The organism is Blautia sp. MSK17_66, assembly GCF_020538025.1.
Classification (GTDB): Bacteria; Bacillota; Clostridia; order Lachnospirales; family Lachnospiraceae; genus Blautia_A.
This window is the reverse complement of record NZ_JAJBNQ010000018.1, coordinates 65,612-89,054: the sequence shown is the minus strand read 5'-3', so window position 1 is coordinate 89,054 and position 23,443 is coordinate 65,612. Positions and strand designations below refer to the sequence as shown.

General features: G+C 41.7%; 26 protein-coding genes and 1 pseudogene. 19 read left to right on the top strand and 8 right to left on the bottom strand.

Features of this window, described 5'->3' with window-relative positions; all coding sequences use genetic code 11:
- Positions 1–670: putative signal transducing protein (locus tag LIR34_RS11020; RefSeq protein ID WP_244092345.1), on the top strand; the 670-nt coding region annotated here is incomplete at its 5' end.
- 831 nt (positions 671–1,501) lie between these two features.
- Here LIR34_RS11020 and LIR34_RS11015 read toward each other — a convergent pair.
- Positions 1,502–1,984, bottom strand: a complete 483-nt coding sequence (locus LIR34_RS11015) for a helix-turn-helix domain-containing protein (RefSeq protein ID WP_008790928.1) — start codon at positions 1,982–1,984, stop codon at positions 1,502–1,504.
- Between the two features lie 232 nt (positions 1,985–2,216).
- On the opposite strand from LIR34_RS11015, the gene LIR34_RS11010 reads away from it, so the two are divergent.
- The 10 genes and pseudogenes from LIR34_RS11010 to LIR34_RS10965 all read left to right on the top strand — a co-directional run.
- On the top strand, positions 2,217–2,411 hold the full coding sequence (locus LIR34_RS11010) for a hypothetical protein (RefSeq protein ID WP_008373537.1): 195 nt from the start codon (positions 2,217–2,219) through the stop codon (positions 2,409–2,411).
- An 11-nt stretch (positions 2,412–2,422) separates the two neighbouring features.
- A complete protein-coding gene (locus tag LIR34_RS11005) occupies positions 2,423–3,514 on the top strand; it encodes a site-specific integrase (protein WP_004850597.1) in 1,092 nt (363 codons plus the stop codon).
- A 169-nt stretch (positions 3,515–3,683) separates the two neighbouring features.
- The gene (locus tag LIR34_RS11000) at positions 3,684–4,766 is read left to right on the top strand and encodes an AAA family ATPase (RefSeq protein ID WP_055152729.1); all 1,083 of its coding nucleotides are present in this window, start codon (positions 3,684–3,686) and stop codon (positions 4,764–4,766) included.
- Positions 4,767–4,833: 67 nt separating this feature from the next.
- Positions 4,834–5,073: a hypothetical protein gene (locus LIR34_RS10995; RefSeq protein ID WP_008793133.1), complete on the top strand. Its 240-nt coding sequence runs from the start codon at positions 4,834–4,836 to the stop codon at positions 5,071–5,073.
- Between the two features lie 174 nt (positions 5,074–5,247).
- Positions 5,248–5,475: a DUF5348 domain-containing protein gene (locus LIR34_RS10990; RefSeq protein ID WP_008373546.1), complete on the top strand. Its 228-nt coding sequence runs from the start codon at positions 5,248–5,250 to the stop codon at positions 5,473–5,475.
- Positions 5,476–5,676: 201 nt separating this feature from the next.
- Positions 5,677–7,092 (top strand): plasmid recombination protein, encoded by a 1,416-nt coding sequence (locus tag LIR34_RS10985; RefSeq protein WP_015541741.1) that lies wholly within the window; start codon positions 5,677–5,679, stop codon positions 7,090–7,092.
- 4 nt (positions 7,093–7,096) lie between these two features.
- A complete protein-coding gene (locus tag LIR34_RS10980) occupies positions 7,097–7,471 on the top strand; it encodes a TnpV protein (RefSeq protein WP_015541742.1) in 375 nt (124 codons plus the stop codon).
- Positions 7,472–7,603: 132 nt separating this feature from the next.
- Positions 7,604–7,927, top strand: coding sequence for a PadR family transcriptional regulator (locus LIR34_RS10975; RefSeq protein WP_004850579.1), 324 nt, complete (start codon positions 7,604–7,606; stop codon positions 7,925–7,927).
- On the top strand, positions 7,924–8,511 hold the full coding sequence (locus LIR34_RS10970) for a DUF2812 domain-containing protein (RefSeq protein WP_004850578.1): 588 nt from the start codon (positions 7,924–7,926) through the stop codon (positions 8,509–8,511). The genes LIR34_RS10975 and LIR34_RS10970 overlap by 4 nt, the downstream gene beginning before the upstream one ends.
- 220 nt (positions 8,512–8,731) lie before the next feature.
- A pseudogene (locus LIR34_RS10965) lies at positions 8,732–8,851 on the top strand (helix-turn-helix domain-containing protein); the annotation flags it as partial.
- A 234-nt stretch (positions 8,852–9,085) separates the two neighbouring features.
- Here LIR34_RS10965 and LIR34_RS17765 read toward each other — a convergent pair.
- The 6 genes from LIR34_RS17765 to LIR34_RS10930 form a co-directional block, all read right to left on the bottom strand.
- On the bottom strand, positions 9,086–9,685 hold the full coding sequence (locus tag LIR34_RS17765) for a response regulator transcription factor (protein ID WP_021414604.1): 600 nt from the start codon (positions 9,683–9,685) through the stop codon (positions 9,086–9,088).
- Positions 9,666–10,970: a membrane protein gene (locus LIR34_RS10950; protein ID WP_021414610.1), complete on the bottom strand. Its 1,305-nt coding sequence runs from the start codon at positions 10,968–10,970 to the stop codon at positions 9,666–9,668. Before LIR34_RS10950 ends, LIR34_RS17765 begins: the two co-directional genes overlap by 20 nt.
- 34 nt (positions 10,971–11,004) lie before the next feature.
- Positions 11,005–11,652, bottom strand: a complete 648-nt coding sequence (locus LIR34_RS10945) for a hypothetical protein (RefSeq protein ID WP_021414609.1) — start codon at positions 11,650–11,652, stop codon at positions 11,005–11,007.
- Positions 11,643–12,347 (bottom strand): hypothetical protein, encoded by a 705-nt coding sequence (locus tag LIR34_RS10940; protein ID WP_032508021.1) that lies wholly within the window; start codon positions 12,345–12,347, stop codon positions 11,643–11,645. Before LIR34_RS10940 ends, LIR34_RS10945 begins: the two co-directional genes overlap by 10 nt.
- On the bottom strand, positions 12,340–13,041 hold the full coding sequence (locus LIR34_RS10935; RefSeq protein ID WP_079746601.1) for an ABC transporter ATP-binding protein: 702 nt from the start codon (positions 13,039–13,041) through the stop codon (positions 12,340–12,342). Before LIR34_RS10935 ends, LIR34_RS10940 begins: the two co-directional genes overlap by 8 nt.
- A gap of 120 nt (positions 13,042–13,161) precedes the next feature.
- Positions 13,162–14,202: a DUF6076 domain-containing protein gene (locus tag LIR34_RS10930; RefSeq protein WP_021414605.1), complete on the bottom strand. Its 1,041-nt coding sequence runs from the start codon at positions 14,200–14,202 to the stop codon at positions 13,162–13,164.
- A 302-nt stretch (positions 14,203–14,504) separates the two neighbouring features.
- On the opposite strand from LIR34_RS10930, the gene LIR34_RS10925 reads away from it, so the two are divergent.
- From LIR34_RS10925 to LIR34_RS10890, 8 genes are all read left to right on the top strand, one after another.
- Complete coding sequence (locus LIR34_RS10925) at positions 14,505–14,729, top strand: helix-turn-helix domain-containing protein (RefSeq protein WP_173903177.1); 225 nt, start codon at positions 14,505–14,507, stop codon at positions 14,727–14,729.
- A 146-nt stretch (positions 14,730–14,875) separates the two neighbouring features.
- The gene (locus LIR34_RS10920; protein ID WP_079746602.1) at positions 14,876–15,079 is read left to right on the top strand and encodes a hypothetical protein; all 204 of its coding nucleotides are present in this window, start codon (positions 14,876–14,878) and stop codon (positions 15,077–15,079) included.
- Positions 15,080–15,366: 287 nt separating this feature from the next.
- Positions 15,367–15,684 carry a DUF3847 domain-containing protein gene (locus tag LIR34_RS10915; protein ID WP_032508024.1) on the top strand — a complete coding sequence of 106 codons (318 nt, stop codon included), beginning with the start codon at positions 15,367–15,369 and terminating at the stop codon, positions 15,682–15,684.
- Between the two features lie 2 nt (positions 15,685–15,686).
- Entirely contained in the window at positions 15,687–17,159 is a 1,473-nt protein-coding gene (gene mobQ, locus LIR34_RS10910; protein WP_079746603.1) for a MobQ family relaxase, read from the top strand.
- Between the two features lie 19 nt (positions 17,160–17,178).
- A complete protein-coding gene (locus LIR34_RS10905) occupies positions 17,179–19,059 on the top strand; it encodes an AAA family ATPase (RefSeq protein WP_032508025.1) in 1,881 nt (626 codons plus the stop codon).
- 141 nt (positions 19,060–19,200) lie between these two features.
- Positions 19,201–19,386: a hypothetical protein gene (locus LIR34_RS10900; protein WP_004614956.1), complete on the top strand. Its 186-nt coding sequence runs from the start codon at positions 19,201–19,203 to the stop codon at positions 19,384–19,386.
- 107 nt (positions 19,387–19,493) lie between these two features.
- Entirely contained in the window at positions 19,494–21,116 is a 1,623-nt protein-coding gene (locus LIR34_RS10895) for a recombinase family protein (RefSeq protein WP_032508026.1), read from the top strand.
- A 102-nt stretch (positions 21,117–21,218) separates the two neighbouring features.
- Positions 21,219–22,103, top strand: a complete 885-nt coding sequence (locus LIR34_RS10890; RefSeq protein ID WP_226799365.1) for an XRE family transcriptional regulator — start codon at positions 21,219–21,221, stop codon at positions 22,101–22,103.
- Positions 22,104–22,968: 865 nt separating this feature from the next.
- Here LIR34_RS10890 and LIR34_RS10885 read toward each other — a convergent pair.
- The gene (locus LIR34_RS10885; RefSeq protein WP_161285584.1) at positions 22,969–23,310 is read right to left on the bottom strand and encodes a helix-turn-helix domain-containing protein; all 342 of its coding nucleotides are present in this window, start codon (positions 23,308–23,310) and stop codon (positions 22,969–22,971) included.
- Positions 23,311–23,443: the final 133 nt, after the last annotated feature.

Sequence of the window (23,443 nt, the reverse complement as noted above, 5' to 3'; positions counted from 1 at the left end):
GAAACAAAAAGCATTAAAGGCTGGAAATCTTGCATTTGCATCAATGTTTGTGATTAGTGTGTTAGCGATTATTATTCAGATGTTATTAACGGTGGATATTCGCTTGGTTTTAGGAGAGACAGCAACTGCTTTGGTAGGAGGAATTCTGTATGCTTCTATTATGGTGTACAATGGAATATGGGATAAATGTTTGCCCAAAAGTGCTACTATATGGCGCGATTTTTTCACCAGTGTGATATGTGCAGGAATTTTTACAGTCATCTATGGCATATGTTTATTTAGAATGGGAGCTACAGAAACACAGGTAACACGATTAGCAGTGGGATTTCTGATTGGTATTACTATTGTGGCATTTATTGTTCTTAGGCTCTTGGCATTTATTAATCGAAAAAGAAACCAGAATTCGTCAAATGTTCAGGAGAAAAAGGAAACTTCCATATCTAAGGCAGAATGGACAAAAATTTATAATGCACAGAATATAGTAGAGACAGAACAACTCGTAGAAATGTTAAAGCAAAATGGAATAGCAGCTTTTTCACAGGAAGCAGGTGCGAATGTTGCAATGCATGGGGCACCTGGATTTGGAATATATGGTGTGGATATATTCGTGAAAACCGATGATGCAGAGAAGGCAGTACAGTTGATCAAGGAGATTAATAACCAAGAATGAAGAAAATTTTTGACATTTTCACACATGCGTGCTAATATGATTATAGAAAAAGAGTGCTACCGATAGACGGTTAGTCCGATATATGTTTTGACAAAAATTGCCGCTTAGTTTACCAGACCAGGGCGGCTATTTTTGTGGTTTATTATTATCCTTGCCAAAGGTATATCCAAGACCAAAGCAGGTTAAGCCGAAGCTCACTACTGCTATAAAATCAACAATACTCATGGCTTAGCCCTCCTTTCCAGTGGATTCTCTTTCGAGTTTCTATGTAATCAGAGGGTCACAGTCCCTCTGCTGAAGGACTAACCGCCTACCGTTATGATAGCACCCATGTTTCGATTATAACAGTCAAGGTGGGAATCTGCAACCGGAAAGTTGACAGCTCATGAAAATCTGGCTGTGATACCGTTTTGATACTAAAAAATGAAGAGAACAGAAATATAGCGTAGAAATCCTATAACACAGGACAATAAAGACACGAAAATCACAGAAAATAATGAGATTTTAAGAACCTCACAAACGTGAAGGTGGACGTACTGTAGGATCAGGACGTGTTGCTACAATCATCGAGTAATCACTGACTAATATATATTGAGTACCGTAAGGTACATTGTGTCCAAGCGTAAGATACCCCGGAACCGTAAGGTTTCCGGGGTTTTTCTGTACTCTAAGAAAAGAATTATTCGTAAATTTATCAGATTAGTAATAGTGAAACATTTATCAGCAAGATGAAATACAGATAAATTTATAATTGAAAAATAAGACCAGCGGTGCCAAAACGGTGCCAAAAAGAAACTCCTGCGAATGTTTGCTATTCACAGGAGTATTTTTTTACCAGCCTTTGATCTGTTTGATTTGTTCAGCACGTTCTGGATCACGATGATATTGTAATTTCAGACGGATAGTTTCCACAACTTCCTGTCTGGATTCATCATCAAGCTGATAGAACGATGTAAGCAGATTATCTACATCAGGCATACTGTTCTTACCGAAAAGGTACATCAGCGGATACATAGAATTTTTTAAGTAAGTCTTTACACGACTTGCGTCTAATGCTCCGTTCAAACCGTCTGGAAGTGTAGGATAAATCTCTTCTTCCTTAATTGTGCCAGAAAATGGACTGGCAGAACATATCTCATTCACATCAATTTGCAATTCATTCGCAAGTCTTAATGCAAAATCAAATCGAATATTGGAATCTTTTTGAATAATTGAATATAAGGTTGTAGCACTGATTCCGGTTGCCTTTGCAATTTTGCGGACATTTGTGCCTTTTTCATCAAGATATTTCTTTAAATTTTTACCGTCACCCATAGAATCCTCCTTTTTCATATATTAGAAAATTACGAAAAACATAAATCTATAAAATATCATAACACAGACGTGGAATAAAATAAAGAAAAAATAGTGTACGAAGTTCGTAAAAATGTGTTTACGAAATATTGACAACGATAGAAATACATGATATTATCAATTTACGAAAATCGTACAGATATAGAAATACAGTAAACGTATTCTATATCTGGAGAGGAAAGGAGGAGGCAATATGGCAAGTTACAATTATATGATGAGTGCTGATGAAGTGGCACAGGAATTAAACTGCTCAAAATCTCATGCCTATAAACTGGTGAAAGCTATGAATAAAGAATTATCTGCACAGGGATATATTACGATGGCTGGAAGAATACCAAAGGCGTTTTGGGCAAAAAAGATGTATGGCTATGAAATAGCAGAAAATTAGGGAGGATCAATATGGCTTACAGAGAAAAAGACACAAAAAAATGGACAGCCCAGTGGTTTGAGACAAATGTCATGGGTGAGAAGAAAAAACGCAGAAAGCGTGGATTTGAAACAAAGCGAGAAGCATTGGAGTTTGAACGAAGCAAAAAGTTGAGCAATGAGCGAAGTATGGATATGAAGCTGAGCGATTTTATTGAGATTTATTTTTCAGACAAACAAAATGATCTGAAAGATCGAACAATCAAAAATAAAAGATATATGATGCAACAGCATATCGTTCCATACTTCGGAAATCAGATGATGAGTGAAATCAAGGCTTCACAGATTATTCAGTGGCAGAATGAAATTCAGAAAAAAGGCTATTCAGATTCTTATTTGAGAATGATTCAGAATCAGTTGACCAGTCTGTTTACACATGCAGCTAAAATCTATGACTTGCCGGTTAATCCATGCAAGAAAGTGAAACGAATGGGAAATTCAGATTCAAGAAGTTTGAACTTCTGGACACTGGACGAGTACAAACAGTTTATACAGACAATGGAGCCGGGAACAAGATATTATCTTATGTTTGAGATGCTGTTCTGGACTGGATGCAGGATCGGGGAGCTGCTTGCGATTACAAAAGCTGATATCAATTTTGAAAAGAATCAGCTTAGTATCAATAAGACTTATTACCGGACAGGAATGCAGGATATTATCACAGAACCGAAAACAAAACAGTCCTTTCGGACAATCGAAATTCCGGAATTTCTGAAAGAGGAAATTAAGGAATTTGTAGATGGTCATTACGGAATGCCGGATACAGAAAGATTATTTCCGGTTGTTCAGGAAGCAGTACAGCATAAGATGAAACGGCAGATTGAGCTGGCAGGAGTGAAGAAAATTCGAGTGCATGATATCAGGCACAGCCATGTGGCTTATCTTATTGAGAAAGGTGTGGAACCGTTATTGATTCGGGACAGATTAGGTCATAAAGATATTCGTATCACATTGAACACTTATGGACATCTTTATCCAAATCAGCAGAGAAAGATTGCAAATCTTCTGGATAATGAAAATGGAAATGCTGTTACCGGATTGGGAGAAGAAAGAGATGAATGTTGAAAAGGCAAAAGAAAAAGCCCAGATAAATAATCTGAGCAAGTTCTCTGATAATCAGATTCACTGATATACCATCTTGGCAGATTCAGTATATCACGAATCGGGAAATACGACAATTCCCGAATATCTGTTCATTAGAGACTTGCCCGGAAGGGCAGGAGGAGATGATGGAATGAATATGAATGAAAAAAATAAAATTGAGAATTGTAGAATAGAACCAAAACTGAAACTGATCAATATGGATTCAGTAGAGGTGGAACAGGTAGAATGGCTGCTTTATCCGTTTATTCCTTATGGAAAAGTGACCATTATACAGGGAGATCCAGGAGAAGGCAAGACAACGATGGTACTTCAGATTATTGCAAAACTGACCAGAGGAGAGCCGATTCTTCCTGTTACTGATAAAACGAAAACAAAAGAAAAACGAAGTGATGAAGTCGATAGTGAGAATGAAGATTTAGATGCTGAAGATAATATGCAGGAACAGTCTTCTGTGTCACCTGTAAATGTAATCTATCAGACAGCAGAAGATGGACTTGGAGATACTATCAAACCCAGATTACTTGCTGCAGGTGCAGATTGTTCAAAGGTGCTGGTGATTGATGACAGTGACCAGCCACTGACAATGGCAGATGTCAGATTGGAAGAAGCAATCGTGCAGACAAAAGCAAAAATGGTTGTTCTTGATCCGATACAGGGCTTTCTGGGAGCGGACGTAGATATGCACAGGGCAAATGAGATCAGACCACTGATGAAGCGTATCGCAGTGCTGTCAGAAAAATATCACTGTGCAGTTATTTTAATCGGTCATATGAACAAAAACAGCAACGGCAAATCTTCTTATCGAGGACTTGGCTCCATTGATTTTCAGGCTGCTGCAAGAAGTGTTCTGATTGTCGGGCGAGTGAAAGATGAACCGGAAGTAAGAGTGGTATGTCATACGAAGAGTTCTCTTGCACCGGAAGGAACGTCCATTGCATTCAGACTGGATAAGAATAATGGGTTTGAATGGATTGGAGAATATGATATCAGTGCCGATGAACTTCTTAATGGAGACGGAAGAGGACAGAAAAGTCGGAAAGCAAAAGAATTTCTCCTTGAGATACTGGCAAATGGAGGAATGACTCAGAAGAAAATTGCAGAAGAAGCAGAAGCCAGAGGAATCAAAAGTAAAACGCTATGGAACGCCAAACGGGAACTTGAAATTGATTCCGTAAAACGTGGAAAGCAATGGTATTGGATGTTGCCAGAATAAAAATGGAAGATGGCAAGATTACCATTTCTTAAGAAGAGGGGATCTTGCTACCTTGAAAGGAGAATAGATGCAAAATAAAAGTGTACAGATTCCATACGAGTTATTCTTTCAGCTCTTGCAATATTTTTTGATGGATAACTACGATGGTGAAGAAATAATACGGTTGGGATTGGAGAAAAAACTGGATGCAATGGTGAATCGTGAAGTATACAGCAAATCCAAAACAGCACCAACGGAAGAAGAAAGAGAAAAGTTCCGGAAGGAATATCTGGACAGACGGGGAATACCGGAGAACTTTCGATGGTAAAGGTTCTTTCTGAACACTTTATTACAGGAGCGTGTCACGCACCTGTAGATAGCAGACAAGGAGAATGTTGGTAAGGTGTAGTCGGGAGTTGACTGGCGTAGAAGAGAATTTTCAAAAGGGAGCCCTGATTCAGGGCGCCCCTGCGGAAACGGTAGATGAAAGGAGATTGGCACAATGAGAGAAGGAAGATTAGGATATAACAGTTATAACAAAAGATATGGATTATTATCATCAGATCTATGGATTGATACAGGATTTCACTGTGGAGAATGCCTGGAAGTGTTGCTTGATGATGAATGGGTTCAGACCAGAATGGAAATGAATCCTGCAAGAGAATGGTATCTTGTAGGGACACCGTATTGTGGTGATTTGGAATATATTCGGGCAAGGATACCGGAGTAAAGGTCTCTGTACCCCCGGAGGGCGCAAGGGTACTTTTGATGGACGGTACGGCTGTCGAAAGTGCTTTTGCGTTACTTTTGACAAAAGTAACAAAACCGCCGTATCCGGCGAATATTTCTTTTTATACTATAGCTGGCAAAGATACAAATTTATGTGCCATGTCTGGCACTGGTTTTAGAAAGCGGGGTGAGGAATATGACGATGAAACGAACAATCAGTGGTATGATCGGGACAGGGTCTCTGGCTCATAACAGACGAGATTTTATAGCAGAAAATGTTGATCCAGACAGAGTGCAATTAAATATTTGTTACCGGAATGAGAATCTGAAAGAAGTCTATAAAGAGCTGTTTGATGAAGCTGTAGAACGGTATAATGTCGGGAAAAGAAAAGATCGGCAGATTACAAATTATTATGAAAAGATTCGCCAAGGAAAACAGGAAAAGTTGTTCCATGAAGTGATTTTCCAGATTGGAAACCGAGAAGATATGGCTGTTGGAACAGAAGCAGGAGATCTGGCTGTAAACGTACTGGATGAGTATGTAAAAGATTTCCAGAAACGGAATCCGACACTTCGGGTATTTAGTTGCTATCTGCATCAGGATGAGGCTACTCCACATCTCCATATTGATTTTATTCCTTATGTGACGGACTGGAAAGGAAAAGGAATGGATACCAGAGTTTCACTGAAACAGGCATTAAAAAGTCTTGGATTTCAAGGTGGAAATAAGCATGATACGGAACTGAATCAGTGGATAAATCATGAAAAAGAAGTTCTGGCAGAGACTGCAAAGCAGTATGGAATTGAATGGGAACAGAAAGGTACTCATGAGGAACATCTGGATGTCTATAACTTCAAGAAAAAAGAACGGAAAAAGGAAGTACAGGAATTGGAGCAGGAGAAAGAGCATCTAACTGCTGAAAAAGAAGAATTAACAGCACAAATTGCAGAATCCAGAGCAGATATCCAGAATTTAAAAGACGATAAGGAACAGGCAATCAAGGCGAAGCAAGAAGCAGAACAAAAGGCAGGGAGCGCAGAAAAAGAACTAAAAAGCCTGGAAGATCGCAGAGAACAGCTACAACCGATTATGGATAGTGTGAGCAAAGAAATCAAAGAATATGGAACGGTTAAAATGTTACTGCCGGAGGCGGGCACGCTAGAACGGGCAGTAACCTATCGAGATAAAAAAATTAAACCACTGTTTCTTCAAATAAAGAATAAGGTTGCTGTAATGGCGGCTCAGGTTAAAGAACTTACGAAAGAGGTGGAAGGTTGGAAGAGAAAATATCAAAAGGTGAAACAAAAATATAATGCTATTCAGAGAGAACTGGATGATATACGTAAAGATAATCAGAAATTGTCAGAAGAAAAAGATATATTACAAGGTGTTTCTGATAGGTATGATCGTGTTGTGCGTGTTCTTGGAATAGAAACTGTAGATACAGCAGTACAGCAGGATATTCAAAACGAGAAAGTCCTGGAAGAAAAGCGACGGATGGAACAAATGCCGAAGGGAAATATTCATGAAAGATTGGCATGGGGAATGAAAAAAAGCGAGATGGAGAATCAGCAGCGTAAGAAAACTAAATCAAAAAACAGAGAAATGGAGAGATAAGATTATGGAAACACACATTTATGATGAAAAGAACGGATTAAGCTATACTTTGCATGGAGATTATTATTTGCCGGATTTGGTATTGAATGAAGAAGAACCGATATATGGGAAATATGGAATGCTGAGGAAACAGTTTCTGAAGGAACACAGATTAGCAAAATATCAATATTTGTTGTTGACTGGAAAGCTGACGGAACACCTGAATCAAATTGATCAGGAGAGCAGAGAGCAGGTGGAAATGCTTATGGAACAGATGGCAGAAAAACAGGGCGTAACTGAAGAATTAAAGGTACAGAATCGGACGAAGTGGGTTAGACTGATGAATAATATAAAAGCTAGTGCAGAAGAAATGGTGTTGAAAGAAATACTTTATATATAAGTATTGTTTGTAAAGGACTGAACAGGAAAAGCATAATACTATCCGGCTTATTAAGATTTATTTCACATCTCTTGATTTTTATTACGGTTACTGATATAGTTATTACAGTAACCGTAATAAGGATGGAATGCCATGAGGGATAATGTGAAAAGTGGTGCACTCACAGAAGTGACATTCTATATTTTGCTTTCACTCTATTCACCTAAACACGGATATGCTGTCATGCAGTTCATTGAAGAAAAAACAGGTGGGCGGCTTTCATTGGGAGCAGGCACTTTATATGGTGCATTAAATTCAATGCTGGAAAAGGGATGGATTGAGCTTTTCGGAGATAGTGAAGGTAGAAAAAAAGAGTATCTTATCACTGTAAAAGGAAAGGAGATAGCTGAAAAAGAACTTATCAGACTTCGTGAACTTGTAGGTATTGCAAGCGGAATTGTAGGAGGTACACTATGAGCAAAAAGTGTTATCGTTTTTTTGGTGGGCTATTAACGGTACAGAAAAACTGGCTGAATAAGATGGCTGAAAAAGGTTATCGCCTTATTCGAACGGGAAAATTACTCTATGAATTTGAAAAATGTAAGCCAGGTCAAGTTCAATATTGCGTGGAGTTTATAGGACAAAAATCAAAAGCTAATGCTGAAGATTACCATGATTTCTTGGAAGAAATGGGATATTCCGTATTCTATAAAAATATCAATCTTAATTATTCTGTTGGTAAAGTTCGCTGGCGTCCGTGGGCTGAAATTGGCGGTCGTGTTGCAACAAACACTACAACATTTAACAGGGAATTGCTGATTGTAGAAAAAGAAAATGATGGAAAACCTTTTGACCTTCATACGTCCTATGAAGATAGGGCAAATTATTACAGTAATTTGCGAAATCCCTGGCTTTTATTAATGCTTATGCTCGCGGTATTTGCTACTGTAAATCGGTCTGTTATTTTAGGCATAGTTGCTGTGATTTTTCTAATCCCTGTCATTATATACCAGTTGCAAATTATGAAAAATAGGCATGAAGCGAAGATGAAGGAGTGGTGATTCAGGATAACAAGGTTGGTTTAGTTGATGCAATGTAATACACTGTCGTTTGAGGGTTAGTAGCTCGTTCTTAAACTTGTGGGCAGTTTGTTGCTGATGATATAAATATTAGAGAAAATTAATTGAAAGTTAAAAAAAGAAAGTAATAAGTAAACAAAGGCTCAATTGTAAACATGTATTGGGAACGCTATAATGGAAATAAGGACAGGAGGTGTGAACAATGCGTATTGGTGAGCAGATAAAAAACTATCGAAAAACTGCGGGATTAACACAAGAACAGGTGGCAAATTATCTGGGTGTTTCTACTCCAGCGGTAAATAAATGGGAAAAGGGAGTTTCCCATAGTTAAAGATACCACACCCAATATCACAAACTCACGCTTAAACAATATTCCTTAGTCAACCACATACAATAGCAAATACAAAAAAGCTGGAAGCAGACTTAATTTTGCTCCCAGCTTTTCTTTATTGTTTTGATGAAGTCGTTCAATGATACTTGTTTTTGCTATCTGCTTACATAATGTGCATACTTGTCACTTGTGTTCTAATATATCTGTCCCTCTTATTGCCTAAACTCATATTAAGGGTGTGATATATCCAAGTGCAATAGCCTTGTTATAGGCTTCGATAGCATTTTTAGCCCCCAGCTTATCATAGATGCTTTGGATATGGTTGTAAAGTGTCCGTTCACTGATATACAGTTCTTGCGCTATTTCATGCTTTGTTTTCCCTGTTCCAATCGCCTTAATAATTTCCGCTTCACGATCTGTCAGGGGATCTAATAAAGGGGGCGTAGTGGATTTGTGACCTTTACTAATAGCTGTGAGTTTTTTTACCAACTCGTCAGCAGAAGCAGACTTATCAATATAACTTACGGCGCCTCTTTTAAGTGCCTCCTGTCTATAAACCGGCATATCATAAGAGGATAGCATAACCACCTTTATTTTTGGCTTTTTACTATATATCGTTTCTATCAGATCAATGCCAGAACTTTTTGACTGCTCTCTTAGGTTGACATCAAGTAATACAATGTCCCATTCGTCTACGGAAAGAATATTCCAAAACTCTGTTTCATTACTTACATAGCGACAGATAGAGATTTCGTCCCAATCTTCCAGAAGTTTGCTTAAACTCTCTCCAAATATCCTGTGATCATCAAATAGTAATATCTTCATTTTTTCTCCCCAAAACTGCCGTTGCAGTTAAAATACCATCTTTCTCTAAATACTGAATGTTACCACCATTCCCATTTATCAACACCGTCAAGAACAGCATACCACCTTTGGAAGAAAGAATATTTTCAATGTCATTTGGTTTCGCTCCATCATTTTGACAGGTAATTACGAGTTTACTTTCTTCATTTAGCGCGATTTCCAAATGGATAAAAGTAGCGGCAGCGTGTTTATAAACATTGTTGACAAGTTCTTTGATTATCTGCATGGTCTGTTCCAAACTGTTATCTTTTTTCAAAGCAATCCTTGCTTCGCTGGCAATCGTGAAATCTACAAGTATATTCTTCTTTGGGTACAGCTTCTTAATCGCGTCAAGCATATATCCGATATGTTCCCATGAAGCATACCCCGAAAAGATATTAGAGGAATAGAAATTCATCATATTTCTTACCCGCAATTCCAAATCAGACAATATCCTTTTTGTTTCATCAACATCTGGTGAGCGAAGCGACAGGAGATTTTTGGCACCTCCAATGTCTTGAAGCACATCGTTATGAAGCAGTCTTGAGAAATCTTCCCTCTCATTTGCAATATAGTTCGTTAATTCATAATACTTTGTCAACTCCTTGTAACGGGCCTCCATGTCGCCAAGATGAATGACAGCAAAGGCCTCAAATAAAAGCATTATAAGCTGAAAAAATACATTGACTTGTAGGGTGGACAAATCAAAGCAATAAAGTACGACTGTAAACAAGGGAATCATAAAAGCGAGGACATATCTTGCTTTCCTCTGGGCAATCGGAAGAATATTAACCTGTTTCAAATTTATATATCTATAATCAAGGAAAATTCCCATGAACATTCCAACTAACATAGTTATGGCAGGGAGAATTTGGAAATTGAAAAACGACAGTATGATAGCCGCAATTCCAAACAGCAAGCGAACCATTTTCCCCCGGCTTGCGTCAGTTCTTACCAGCATTATTCCGATAATCAATGCAAAAGCCAGAAATGCACCCGTGTATAAGGTAGAAAATCCATCATACATCAGCGCCGCAATAAAGGAAACAGAAAGCAGGTTCCAGCCACATTCAGATATTGTTGCCTTTCGCCGTGATGTCATTACATGAAGATAGAGCAGATTGAAATAACAAAGCAAGACGGCAATCGACAATAAGTTGATGGCTCCGTCATTCGCAATTCCTTTATGTGTTCTATCCAATATAACCCATAAAATCACAATACCCGCATGAAGAAGCAGATACGGATAGAAGCGTTTATCCTGCATAGGACACCCCTCCTTTCAGCTAAAATTCATTATGTTAGTAATATGATGATACGATCCGTTCTTTGGTCATCAGACATAAACCACACGCAGTCAAAACTATTATACTCACTGGAGAAAATAGTAGCAACACCCACACATTATTCGTTTTCATAAATATCCCACATTTTAAGACAACCAGCAAAATATGAAGCAGTGTTGCAAAGATAGGAATACTCTTAAACCAGTTCATATTTCTAATCCAGAGAATCAAAACATTTATAAATGCCGAATACAATACGCTAAGGATTAGAAAATAGGTGCCTAATAACAAGATAAGGTTTGGCAGACGAATGGAAATCATCAAAAGTAGAGGAAACAAAAGGATCAGCGTTCCAATCCATAGTGATAGCAGATTCTCTTTAACAATACTTGAGATTTTAATACCATTAGCAAGTTTCCATTCTATTCTCTTTGTGATTTTTTCTTGCTGCAACATATCCTTGCTTATTTCTCCGGCAAAAAAGATAAATAAGCACAGGTATCCATCAAGCATAAAATACTTTATATCAACGCCAAATACAATGTTCTCTGAAATATCCCCAAAGTTCATCAGAGAGATCATGCCGAAGATAGCTGCTACCGCACTCATAAATATAAAATTCCAGTTCAATACCCTTTTAAGGTTTAAGGTTATCAAACCCATTCGCCATCCCTCCTGATAACTGCTTCGTTGCTCATGTGCCGAGCCTTAAAGAAACTTAATAGTGCAAACATCATGCAAAGTGCAACATCAACCACAATAATCAAATAGTCAATTCCTATATGATGTTGATTCACAAACTCTGTAATTCGTTCTGCCGACATCGCAATCAAATAAACCAGTGCAAAATTACCAAAGAATAGAACATTTTTGAACAGTTTTACTCGTTTCACATCCAGTACAATGATATTCAAAGCGACAATCTCACAAAAACTAAGTACAAGAATACTAAGATAAACGCATACGATCCGCCCAAAGCTCATTGTCCAGTCGGTAAAGTAATAGCAACTCATAAAAACAAAGAACGGGATAATACCAGAAAAGCGGAAAATCTGTATCGAATACTGTTTTATAATCTCTTTTACCGCAATTCCAGAAGCTGCAAAAAATTCAATTCTCCGGCTTACCTTATCCTTTGCTGTCAAATCTACAATCATAGCACCGGATTGCAGGGAGGTAAGACCAAAAATAACCGCATAGAGCATTAGGACTAAATAATCTTCTCCCTTAGACTGCAAGGCGTCCATCTGCATTGCAAAGCTCATAAAAATCGCCAGAATGGCAACAATCGCAGTATCAATTAGGAGGCTTTTACTTCTGGTAAGATAGTAGCCTGCGCCTTTTCCCATGTTACTCATGCCGATTGCCCTCCTTAATAAAGATTTCTTCCAATGATTGTCCTTGCATTTCTTGAATACCCTTATCAAACAGCAATCTGCCATTTTTAATCATAGATACATCATCAGCGCACTTTTCAATCTCGCTAAGGTCATGTGAAGTGATAATAACCGTTTTTCCGTCAGCTTTTAGAGCCTCTATCAAACTACGGATTTCTACTCTGGATATGGGGTCTACACCCGATGTTGGTTCATCCATGAGCAGAATATCCCGTCCCATCATAATCACAATCAAAAGGGACAGTTTTCTTTTCATTCCTTTAGAATAAGTGCTAACACGCTTTCCTAAATGCTCGGTCAATCCTAATTGCGTACAATAGCCGTCTGAACGATCATTTATTTCAAATCCAAAGTATTTTCCAAAAATTTTCAAATTTTCAAGACCAGTCTTTTCGTCATACAGATAGTCATTTTCAAGCTGCATTGCATATTTCCCTGCAATGTTGATTGTCCCTGCATTTGGCTGGTATACCCCTGTAATCAAGCGCAGCAGTGTGGTCTTTCCAGAACCGTTCGGGCCAATAATCGCATGAATAGTATTTGCTTTTACATTCAGGCTAAAATTCTCAAACAAAACCCTGCCACTAAAAATCTTTGTTAAGTTCCTCACTTCAATCGCATTTTGAATTGCAGACATATTTTTTGCTCCTTTCATCTGGTGATCCAGCGTATAGATATAGTGTATAAAACGAAGAAGCATTTTGCATGAGTAATTACTGCAATTTCGATACTGCCATCAGGCAAATGTCACAGAAACCTCACAACGAGAAAAAATTTAGTATTCAGTCAGTTCCACAATTACATTACTCTGCTGATACAGCCAGTCCGTAAATTCTTTCGGGCTGGCTGTTCCTGTTTTTACAGCCTTTTTTCTCTGCAATGCTTCTTTCTTAAAGTCGGAAAAGGCAGCCTGTATTTTTTCCAGACGGTCAGCCGGAAAGCCTGCGGTATTTTTTACCCGGTTTATTTTGTTGCGCCAGTTCTGGCATTCATTTTTATAAAGCAGGTCATAGTTATTTTCTCTTGCCCTCTCGTCAAATTCCCGCTTGTTTTGAAGCGCCTGTGCTTTTCGGCACTTATCGCTGCACAACTCATACCGCTGGCTCTTTGCCAGAAAATATTTCCCACAGACCTTGCACTGCCGGAAGCAAAGCCCCCAGTCATTCAGCCTGTTCAGATAATAGGTAATCAACGGGTAGAGGGACGCATAGGCAGACACACATTCTTCTGTGCGCCGGTTGTCCGGGAACCAGAGGTCAAGCCGGGTATCTTCTGACGGTGCGCCTTTGAAATAAAGGCTGCCAGCTTGAAAATGTTTCGGTTTTCCTGTCTCCCTGTCAAAGCTCATGGCTTCGTTATGGAATACCCCGGTCAGGCTGCTCATTTTATCCATGAAGCGGTCACAGGCAGCGTTACGGTCACGGGGTTCTCTGGCAAGCAGATAGCTGTTCCAGATACGGAACGCCACATACATTTTCAAAGGGTCATTGCTAAGATATTTCCCCCAGAGAAATTCGCTTGCCGCCTGCTCCAGCTCCGGCTGTTTCCATCGGTTGGAGTGGAGGGCTTGCCGCAGTGGAGAAAGCCCGTATAAGTTCCAGTCTCTGTCCGTGTCACGCTCAAAGTTTATCAAAAAAGTTCCCAGCGGGCGTGTCATATCACAAAGCACCTCTGCGTTTTGGCTCCCGTTCAGCCGGAAGCGGATCTGCTGTTCTTCCCCAATCAAAATCCGCTCTTTCATTTTCTTCCTGTCCAGCGTCAGGACAAACAAAATCCTCTCAAAACATGGCTCATGCCGTATAAACTGATTCTCCATCCCTATCCCCTGCCTTTGTCTATGGTAATTATATAATTTAGTTATATCCGTTACACTCATGGTATCGCAGAAGCATTGTTTTGTCAAGAATAGTCCGCTATGATGATTGCAGTTGGTAATTTCATACCACACAGTACCTTGACAAGTGAATGACCGTCCAAAAGGGATATGACTGGCAGGAGAAGTGACGCATCCGGCGCACCAATGCAGGGAAACACCGCAGGAATGGGGCAGGAAAACGGCTTTTGGGGAGAACGGCAACAGGAAGCATTTTAACCTATTTGATTTATGGGAGGAACAGAATGAACGATAAAAAGAGATTGAACAGCTACGAGGATTTACCGCTGGTTCTGGATGTGGCGGACATCCAGCGGATTATGGGAATTTCAAGAGCGAGCGCCTATGAGCTGGTACACACCCCCGGCTTTCCGGCGTTCCGCAGGGAGAGGCTTATCAAGGTCAGCAAAATTGCTTTCTTTGAATGGATGGCAAAAGGCTCCGAAACCGTACCGGGAAGCGACAAATAAGCGTGAGGTATCATTCCCTGACTGCAATACTGCCGCACTTTCCAAAGGGGCATACAGAGGGAAAAAACCTTAAAAATGATACCGAGACGCTACACCAAAACAGCCTGTCTGCGTACATCAGATAGAAACGGAGAAAGGAGCCGGTTATGGCAAGAATGAGTAACAAGCGGCGGTTGGAATGGTCTTTCTTCTTAAATGACCGCAGCCGTATCACTTACAACGAACTGTGCCGGAAATGCCAGCACGAATGTAAACAGAGCTTCCGGTCGGTTGTGGTTGACTGCCCGAAGTATCTTTCCAAGCGTTCCAAGAAAAAGGACAAGACTGCCGGAAACGGCAAAATCCCTTAGGAACTAAGGGCGCACTTCTATACATAGTCTAAAGACCATGTATCGTGCGTCCTGCGGAGCTTACCTCTGCCGCTGATAAAATCAGCAATCCGAGGTCTGCGTTCGCTTCGCTCCGACAAGGTGGCTACACCCCCCTTGCGCCGCTAAAGCGGCTATCCCCTGTGTACCCGCCGCAAAGAGAAATCCGCTCTGCGGTTTTCCCTTTTCATCGGGTTTTATAGAAGCACTGACACACAGACTGTCTGCGGATGGTCTTTCTTTATCTTATCAGCAAAGGATGTGAGAACATGGAAAAATCTTTGGAACAGTTGAAGCAGGAATATGAAAAAACCACTGTCCTGCTGGAACGGGAAAAACGGAAAATGCAGCGTTTGAAAAACCGGCAGGCGTATCTGGAAAGCGGTTCCCGGAAACAGAGGACGCACCGGCTGATTACCCGTGGGGCAGCCGTTGAGAGCATTGCACCACAGACAAAGGAGCTGACCGAAACGGAATTTTATTCCCTCATGGAAAACATTTTGAATCTGCCGCAGGCGGAGCATTTCATCCGGTCTGCCACAGAGAACCACGCCCGTATTTCCGGGCAGGAGAAAGGCGGTGACTAAGGATAGCACTTTATCATTTTTCAATCGCACAGATAAAGCGCAGCGCCGGTCAGAGCGCCATTGCCAGCGCAGCCTACCGAGCCGGGGAGCGTCTTTACAGCAGCTACTATGGAGAAGTCAGCGACTACACCAAAAAGGGCGGCGTGATCGCTTCGGAAATCATGCTGCCGCCCCATGCGCCGGAAATATATCTTGACCGGGCGACCCTCTGGAATGCTGTGGAAAGCTGCGAGAAACATCCAAAAGCCCAGCTTGCCTATTCCTTTGATATTGCCATGCAGAATGAATTGACGCTGGAAGAAAACATGGAGCTGGCGAGGAAGTTCGTGCAGGAGCAGTTTGTGGCAAAAGGCATGATTGCCGATCTTGCTTTTCACAGCCCGGAGAAAGAGGACGGCGGCATCCCTAACCCGCATTTCCATGTGATGACAACCATGCGCCCTTTGAACCCGGATGGCACATGGGGACAAAAACAGCGGCGGGAATATCTTCTTGATGAAGATGGAAACCGAATCCGGGATAAAAACGGCGATTATATGTTTAACGCTGTCCATACAACAGACTGGCATGAGCCGGAAACGCTGGAACACTGGCGGGAGCAGTGGGCGGCTGCCGTTAATACAAAATTTGAGGAAAAAGGGCTGGATGTGCGTATCGACCACCGTTCCTATGTGCGGCAGGGGCTTGACCTGATACCTACTGTCCACGAGGGAGCTAATGTCCGGCAGATGGAAGCAAAGGGCATCCGCACCGAGAAAGGGGAACTGAACCGCTGGATTAAAGCCACCAACCGGCTCATGCAGGATGTGAGGAAGAAGATCAAAGCCCTGTTTGTCTGGATGGCAGAGGTAAAAGAAGAACTTTCCAAACCCCAGACACCGAGCCTTGCCGACCTACTGATCGCTTATTACAACCAGCGCAACGCAGGGGCATGGAGCAATAAAGCCAGAACCGGAAACTTAAAGCAGTTTGCCGAAGCCGTCAATTATCTGACGGAAAACAAGCTGCTCACATTAGAGGATTTGCAGGAGCGTCTTTCCTCTGTCAGTGAAGAATTTGAAGCATTAAGCGGCTCCATGAAAAAGAAATCTGCCCGGATAAAGGAATTGCAGGAATTGATACGGGAGGGCGAGAATTACCAGCGGCTAAAACCTGTTCATACGGAACTGAACAATATCAAGTTTAAGAAACAGAGGGAGAAATTTGAAACATCCCACGATGCGGAGTTACGGCTGTTTTATGCCGCCCGCCGTATTCTGAAAGAAAAACTGGACGGAAAACCCATTGCCCTGAAAGCATGGAAACAGGAATACGCACAGTTAAAAACAGAGTATGCCGAACTGTCTCCGCAGCACAAGCCGCTCCGGGAGGAAGTCATACGGCTGCGGCAGGTGCAGAACGCCGTAGATACCGCACTGCGCCGGAGGGAGCAGCCACAGGAAGTACAGAGAAAGAAACACGAGATGGAATTATGATTTTGGAGGTGAGATAATTTTGTATTATTCGCAGGAACAGATAGACCGGGCAAATCAGACCAACATGGAAGATTTCTTACGGTCACAAGGAGAAACCCTCATACGCAGCGGAAAAGAATACCGTTGGAAATGTCACGACAGCCTGACGGTACGGGGAAATAAATGGTTCCGGCACAGCCAGAGCAGGGGCGGCTATCCAGTAGATTTCGTAATGGAATTTTACGGTAAGTCATTCCCGGAAGCGGTACAAATGCTGACCGGCGAAGCAGGCGCAGGCAAGCCGGACGCTTGCCCCGCCCCATCGCCTGACTTCCGGCTTCCGCTGCATAATCCCACCAATACAAAAGCGATAAAATATCTGACAGAGGAACGAAAGATTAACCGGGGCATTGTCGATACCTTTGTCGCTGCCGGAGATATTTACGAAGACACCCGCCACAATGTAGTATTTGTGGGGAGGGACAGAGGAACACAGGGAGTACCCGGTATTCCCAAATACGCCCATTGCAGGGGAACGGCAGATAAATTCCGGCAGGATGTGAGCGGTTCGGATAAAGCCTGTAATTTCAGCTATCAGGGAGACAGCGACCAGCTATTTGTCTTTGAAGCCCCGATTGATCTATTGTCTTTTATCTGCCTTTATCCCAAAGACTGGACAAAGCGCAGCTATCTTTCGCTGGGAGGCGTTGCAGGAAAAGCACTGACGCATTTTCTTTCTGAACGCCCGGACATCCGAAGGATATTTCTGTGTCTGGATAATGACAATGCCGGGAATGAGGGGTGCAGCCGCCTTTCTGCCGAACTGCCGGAGGGACTTACCATTCTGCGTTTGCTCCCGGCGTGGAAAGACTGGAATGAGGTATTGCAACACCGGGAAGAAATACCAAACCGCAAATTTATAGCGGAAACAATCACGCTGAAAGAACCGGCAACGGAACCGCCTGTCCCTATGATACGCATGAGCGAGGTACAGGAGGTGGCGGTGGAATGGCTGTGGGAACCGTACCTACCTTTTGGAAAACTGACGATTTTGCAGGGGAATCCCGGAGAGGGCAAGACCTATTTTGCCATGCAGCTTGCAGCCGCCTGTACCAACCGCAGACCTCTCCCAAACATGGAACCGCTGAAACCATTCAATGTGATCTACCAGACCGCCGAGGACGGATTGGGCGATACGGTAAAGCCCCGGCTTTTGGAAGCAGGCGCAGACCTTGACAGGGTCATGGTTATTGACGATGGGGATAAGCCGCTGACACTTTCTGATAAAAGGATTGAGAGGGCTATCCGGGAAAATCATGCAAGGCTTCTGATAATCGACCCGGTACAGGCGTTTTTAGGGGCTGATGTGGATATGAACCGGGCAAACGAAGTACGCCCTATTTTCCGCAGGCTGGGAGAAATTGCACAGGAAACAGGCTGTGCAATTATCCTGATCGGGCATTTGAATAAAGCCGCCGGAAGTCAGAGTACCTACCGGGGCTTAGGCTCCATCGATATTACGGCAGTTGTCCGAAGCCTGCTGTTTATCGGCAAGGTCAAGAATGACCCTACCACAAGAGTATTGATACAGGAGAAAAGTTCCCTTGCCCCGCCGGGAAAGTCGCTGGCATTCTCTTTAGGGGATGGCAACGGCTTTCAATGGATTGGGGAATATGATATGACCGCCGACGAGCTGCTTGCCGGTGTGGAGCATACAGAAACCAAAGCGGAACAGGCGGAAAAGCTGATACTTGACCTGCTGGCAGACGGAAAGCAGATGTTAAGCGCAGACATCGACAAAGCGGCAGCCCAGCGTGGCATTTCCGCCCGAACAGTCCGAACAGCAAAGCAGAGTTTAGGGAATAAGCTGGTTTCCGAGCGCAGCGGCACACAATGGCTGCTGTCCCTGAAAACTGAATGAAGTGGCAAAGAAAATCCAAGTGGCAGGATTTTTATAGATTGCCAGTATTGCCGCTTCGCCACTTGAACCGAATACACAACGATTTTTCATTCCGGTAGGGTTTCTCCCGCCGGATAAACTAATTTATGGAGGTAACTGCCTATGGCAAAAAACAAAAACGAGAGCAATAACAAAAACAGCGGCACCCTGCTTACCGAAAAAGACGGCACCCAGTATTTTGTCATGGGGAAAGTCCGTATCAAGGTATCGGAGCATTTCGCACAGGATGGGAAGCCGCTTGACAGTCTGCTGGAAGATGTGATCCAGCACGCTGCCGCCGCTTCCTGAAAAAATACGGAATAACGACTGTCAATCAGCCCACGCTTATGATATACTTGTACCAGCGAGTATTGTATAAGCGTGGGTTGTTTCTTTTAGAAGGAGGATTTTTAACCGTGAAACAACCATACAATACAACGATTTATAACACTGCACTATATTTGAGATTGAGCCGTGACGATGAATTACAGGGGGAAAGCGGCAGTATCCAGACCCAGCGCATGATGCTTAGGCAGTATGCCGCAGAGCATGGGCTGACCGTTGTAGACGAGTACATTGACGACGGATGGAGCGGGACAAATTTCGAGCGTCCAAGTTTCCAAAGGATGATTGATGACATCGAGGACGGGAAAATCAACTGTGTTGTCACAAAGGACTTATCCCGTCTGGGAAGAAACTATATCCTGACCGGTCAGTACACGGAAATCTATTTCCCCAGCAAGGGAGTACGCTACATTGCCATCAATGATAATGTGGACACCATCAACGGAGAAAGCGAGCTTGCCCCGTTCTTAAACATCCTGAATGAAATGCACGCCCGACAGACCAGCAAAAAGGTCAAGGCTGCCATGCACACAAGATTTGCCAATGGCGCACACTATGGAGCCTATGCACCGCTGGGCTATGTAAAAGACCCGGACAAAAAAGGTCATCTTCTGATCGACCCGGAAACACGCTGGATTGTAGAGAAGATTTTTGACCTTGCCGTACACGGGAGGGGAGCCGCCAGCATTACACGGATTCTGGTGGAGGAGAAAGTACCTACCCCCGGCTGGCTGAACTATGAAAGATACGGGACTTTCGCCAATATCTACGCCGGTGCGCCCGCAGAAAAAGCCTATGCGTGGACGATAGCACAGGTCAAAAGCATTTTGAAAGAGGAAACCTACATCGGTCACAGTGTTCACAACAAGCAGAGCAACATTTCATTCAAGAACAAGAAAAAGGTGCGGAAGCCGCAGGAAGAATGGTATCGTGTGGAAAATACCCACGAAGCCATCATTTCCGAAGAAGTGTTCCAAAAAGTTCAGGAGCTGATTGCAAGCAGACGCAGACGACAGAAGAATGGCACAACGCAGATATTTTCCGGGCTGGTAAAATGTGCGGACTGCGGATGGTCATTGGCTTATGGTGTAAACAGCCAGAACAAAAATCCCTATGCACACTACCATTGCAGTAAGTACGGACAGGGATTACGCCAGTGTTCCATGCACTATATTCGCTATGATGTACTGTATGCCTATGTGCTTGCAAGACTGCAATACTGGTCTATGATGGTACAGAAAGACGAGGACAAGCTGCTGAAACGACTGCTCAATGCCAGCGACAGGGAAAGAAACTCTGCGAAGAAAAAGCAGGCTGCGGAGCTGAAAAAGGCAGAGAAGCGTAAAGCCGAGGTTGACGGGCTGTTTGCTAAAATGTATGAGGACTGGTCTGCCGGACGCATAACCGAGTATAACTTCAATATGCTGTCCGAGAAGTACCAGAACGAGCAAAAAGAGCTTGAAACAAAAATAAGGCAGCTTCACGAAACGATGGAAGCCGCCGTACAGACCGCAGCGGACGCTGAAAAGTGGATTGCCCTGATGAAACAGTATGTCAACCCTGTGGAGCTGACCGCCGAACTTCTGAACACTCTAATTGAAAAAATAACCGTCCACGAAGCTGTCAAGGGCGAGGACGGAAGCCGTGAGCAGGAAGTAGAAATCTACTACCGCTTCATCGGCAAAATAGACTGACCTTTCTTTTTTACCTAACAATATCTTTAATTAAGGGAAACGGGAAATACATATCCCGATATCTCATTACTTCCAGCTTTGGCACGACTATTGAAAATTGATATGAATGAATTGTTTTCGTTTCATGAAGAATTGACAGAAAAAGAGATTGGACAATTTGTGAATGAACTTTCGGAAGTTTCATTGGACAGCTTTACAGAGGCTTTCGAGATGGCATCTCGTAAAATACAGGAGTATCCTCATTGCGACTTATTAATATATACGATCGCAACCGTTCTGAACGGATCTTTGACTTTGTCAGATCTTAATGACGAAGAACGAATGGAATATAATACAGCTATTATTGAGTGGCTGGAACGAACAGCAGATAGTCAGGATGAAAGAGTGAGAAATTCAAGCGTTTTTATACTTGCAACAAAATATGTCCAAATGGAGAAATATGAAGAAGCAAATGCCCTTTTGAAAAAAATTCCTGATACTGTAATTGATGCAACGATTATGAAAACAAGTGTATTAGCACATCAGGAAGGAACAGATACTGCTGCATTATTCTTAGAAGGGAAATTGCTACAGGCAGTTATCAATATCCAAAGCTACTTGTATAAGTTAATAGAAATGGAAGAAGAGACAGGAAATCATGATAAAGCAGAGAAAATTGCTGAGATTACAGATCACATGATATCATTGTTTGGACTATGGAATTATGGCAACACAGTTCCATATCTGCTGATTGCTGGATATCGAAAAGATGTAGAAAAATGTATCCAGTTAATTAAGCGATTATTAAGTGAATCACAGAAGCCTTGGAATATGACACAATCCCCTTTGTATTACAGGTATGAAGATACTGCACAGGGAAAAGCTTTTTCGGGACTTGGAAAAAATTTTGTTCGTGAATTGTATTCGGAAATTGAAAATAAGAAAGAGTATGAATTCTTGAGGGGGAATAAGGAACTCGAATCAATTTTTGAGGAACACTTGAAATAGGTTGTAAAAATGTATGGAAATAGATGTAGTTGAGAAAGAAGAAAATTTTTGACATTTCCACAGATGCGTGCTAATATGATTATAGAAAAAGAGTGCTACCGATAGACGGTTAGTCCACATACTTATTGATTACAAAAATAACCGTTCAGTTTGCAGGCTGGGGCGGTTATTTTTGTGGTTTATGATTATCTTTGCCTAATGTATATCCGATACTAAAGCAGGTTAAGCCGAAGCTCACTACTGCTATGAAGTCCACAATACTCATTGGCTTAGCCCTCCTTTCCACTGGATTCCTTTACAGGTTTCTATGTAATCAGAGGGTCACAGTCCCTCTGGAGAAGGACTAACCGCCTACCGTTATGGTAGCACCCATGTTTCGATTATAACAGTTAAAAATTACCGGTGCAATATAAAGTTGGTAGAGAAGTATCTAGTATCTACAGAAGAGAATCGGTTTGAGTATTCTCCGGTGCCAAAACGGTGCCAAGAAATCAGGCAAATCAAAATAGGTGGTGCAATTCAGCTGTTTTTCACTGTATTTTGGAGAGAAAACCATAAAAAATATGAGATAAAACGGGATTAAAGTATCGTGAAGGTGGACGTACTGTAGGATCAGGACGTGTTGCTACAATCATCGAGTAATCACTGATTAATATATATTGAGTACCGCAAGGTACATTGTGTCCAAACGTAAGATACCCCGGAACCGCAAGGTTTCCGGGGTTTTTCTGTTGAATAAAAAATAATAATGGCTTCTGAATAATTCAGAAGCCATTCAAAAAAATAAATTTAATAAATTTCATGGTTGACCCTATTTTGACCTTGCTTTTTTCAGAAATGAGAAGATTATAAAATTAATTGACCTTTATTTTTTACGAAGTTTATCATAAAAATTCAGATAATCAATAAACAGTGTCTTTTCAGATTCGTTGTGGCAATGTAAAATGTCTATGACAAAAGATGGTAGAGATGTTTCTACAGTTTCATAGTCTTGTCCTTTAATTAAATAATCTAAGCTGCAGTAAAGATGGTTACTTAGAAGAACCTGCATGTCTATAGAAATTCCTGTAATACCACGTTCGATCTCTGAAATATGTTTTGCTGTAGCTCCTACTAGATCAGCTAGTTGAGCCTGTGTCAAATGTTGTTTTTTTCGTAGCGCGGCTACACGTTTTCCAATGCTTTCATTAGAAATAGGATTCTCCATATAATCAACCTCACTTTCTCTAATAGTATAGAGTAAAAATGAATTAGGATATTCAACTTTGATTCGTCAATATCTAATAGAAAAATCATAAAGTGGGTTTACCTATATAAATGAACGGGATATAATAAAATAT

What these genes read in the sequence shown, in the direction of transcription:
- LIR34_RS10950 (WP_021414610.1), bottom strand. Translation starts at nt 10,970, where the DNA reads ATGCAGGATAAACGCTTCTATCCGTATCTGCTTCTTCATGCGGGTATT.
- LIR34_RS11010 (WP_008373537.1), top strand. Translation starts at nt 2,217, where the DNA reads ATGGCAAGTTACAATTATATGATGAGTGCTGATGAAGTGGCACAGGAA.
- LIR34_RS10985 (WP_015541741.1), top strand. Translation starts at nt 5,677, where the DNA reads ATGAAACGAACAATCAGTGGTATGATCGGGACAGGGTCTCTGGCTCAT.
- LIR34_RS10900 (WP_004614956.1), top strand. Translation starts at nt 19,201, where the DNA reads ATGGCAAAAAACAAAAACGAGAGCAATAACAAAAACAGCGGCACCCTG.
- LIR34_RS10915 (WP_032508024.1), top strand. Translation starts at nt 15,367, where the DNA reads ATGGAAAAATCTTTGGAACAGTTGAAGCAGGAATATGAAAAAACCACT.
- LIR34_RS10935 (WP_079746601.1), bottom strand. Translation starts at nt 13,041, where the DNA reads ATGAAAGGAGCAAAAAATATGTCTGCAATTCAAAATGCGATTGAAGTG.
- LIR34_RS17765 (WP_021414604.1), bottom strand. Translation starts at nt 9,685, where the DNA reads ATGAAGATATTACTATTTGATGATCACAGGATATTTGGAGAGAGTTTA.
- LIR34_RS11005 (WP_004850597.1), top strand. Translation starts at nt 2,423, where the DNA reads ATGGCTTACAGAGAAAAAGACACAAAAAAATGGACAGCCCAGTGGTTT.
- LIR34_RS10980 (WP_015541742.1), top strand. Translation starts at nt 7,097, where the DNA reads ATGGAAACACACATTTATGATGAAAAGAACGGATTAAGCTATACTTTG.
- LIR34_RS10995 (WP_008793133.1), top strand. Translation starts at nt 4,834, where the DNA reads ATGCAAAATAAAAGTGTACAGATTCCATACGAGTTATTCTTTCAGCTC.
- LIR34_RS10990 (WP_008373546.1), top strand. Translation starts at nt 5,248, where the DNA reads ATGAGAGAAGGAAGATTAGGATATAACAGTTATAACAAAAGATATGGA.
- LIR34_RS10925 (WP_173903177.1), top strand. Translation starts at nt 14,505, where the DNA reads ATGAACGATAAAAAGAGATTGAACAGCTACGAGGATTTACCGCTGGTT.
- LIR34_RS10975 (WP_004850579.1), top strand. Translation starts at nt 7,604, where the DNA reads ATGAGGGATAATGTGAAAAGTGGTGCACTCACAGAAGTGACATTCTAT.
- LIR34_RS10940 (WP_032508021.1), bottom strand. Translation starts at nt 12,347, where the DNA reads ATGAGTAACATGGGAAAAGGCGCAGGCTACTATCTTACCAGAAGTAAA.
- LIR34_RS11000 (WP_055152729.1), top strand. Translation starts at nt 3,684, where the DNA reads ATGAATATGAATGAAAAAAATAAAATTGAGAATTGTAGAATAGAACCA.
- LIR34_RS10930 (WP_021414605.1), bottom strand. Translation starts at nt 14,202, where the DNA reads ATGGAGAATCAGTTTATACGGCATGAGCCATGTTTTGAGAGGATTTTG.
- LIR34_RS10885 (WP_161285584.1), bottom strand. Translation starts at nt 23,310, where the DNA reads ATGGAGAATCCTATTTCTAATGAAAGCATTGGAAAACGTGTAGCCGCG.
- LIR34_RS10890 (WP_226799365.1), top strand. Translation starts at nt 21,219, where the DNA reads ATGAATGAATTGTTTTCGTTTCATGAAGAATTGACAGAAAAAGAGATT.
- LIR34_RS10945 (WP_021414609.1), bottom strand. Translation starts at nt 11,652, where the DNA reads ATGGGTTTGATAACCTTAAACCTTAAAAGGGTATTGAACTGGAATTTT.
- LIR34_RS11015 (WP_008790928.1), bottom strand. Translation starts at nt 1,984, where the DNA reads ATGGGTGACGGTAAAAATTTAAAGAAATATCTTGATGAAAAAGGCACA.
- LIR34_RS10970 (WP_004850578.1), top strand. Translation starts at nt 7,924, where the DNA reads ATGAGCAAAAAGTGTTATCGTTTTTTTGGTGGGCTATTAACGGTACAG.
- LIR34_RS10920 (WP_079746602.1), top strand. Translation starts at nt 14,876, where the DNA reads ATGGCAAGAATGAGTAACAAGCGGCGGTTGGAATGGTCTTTCTTCTTA.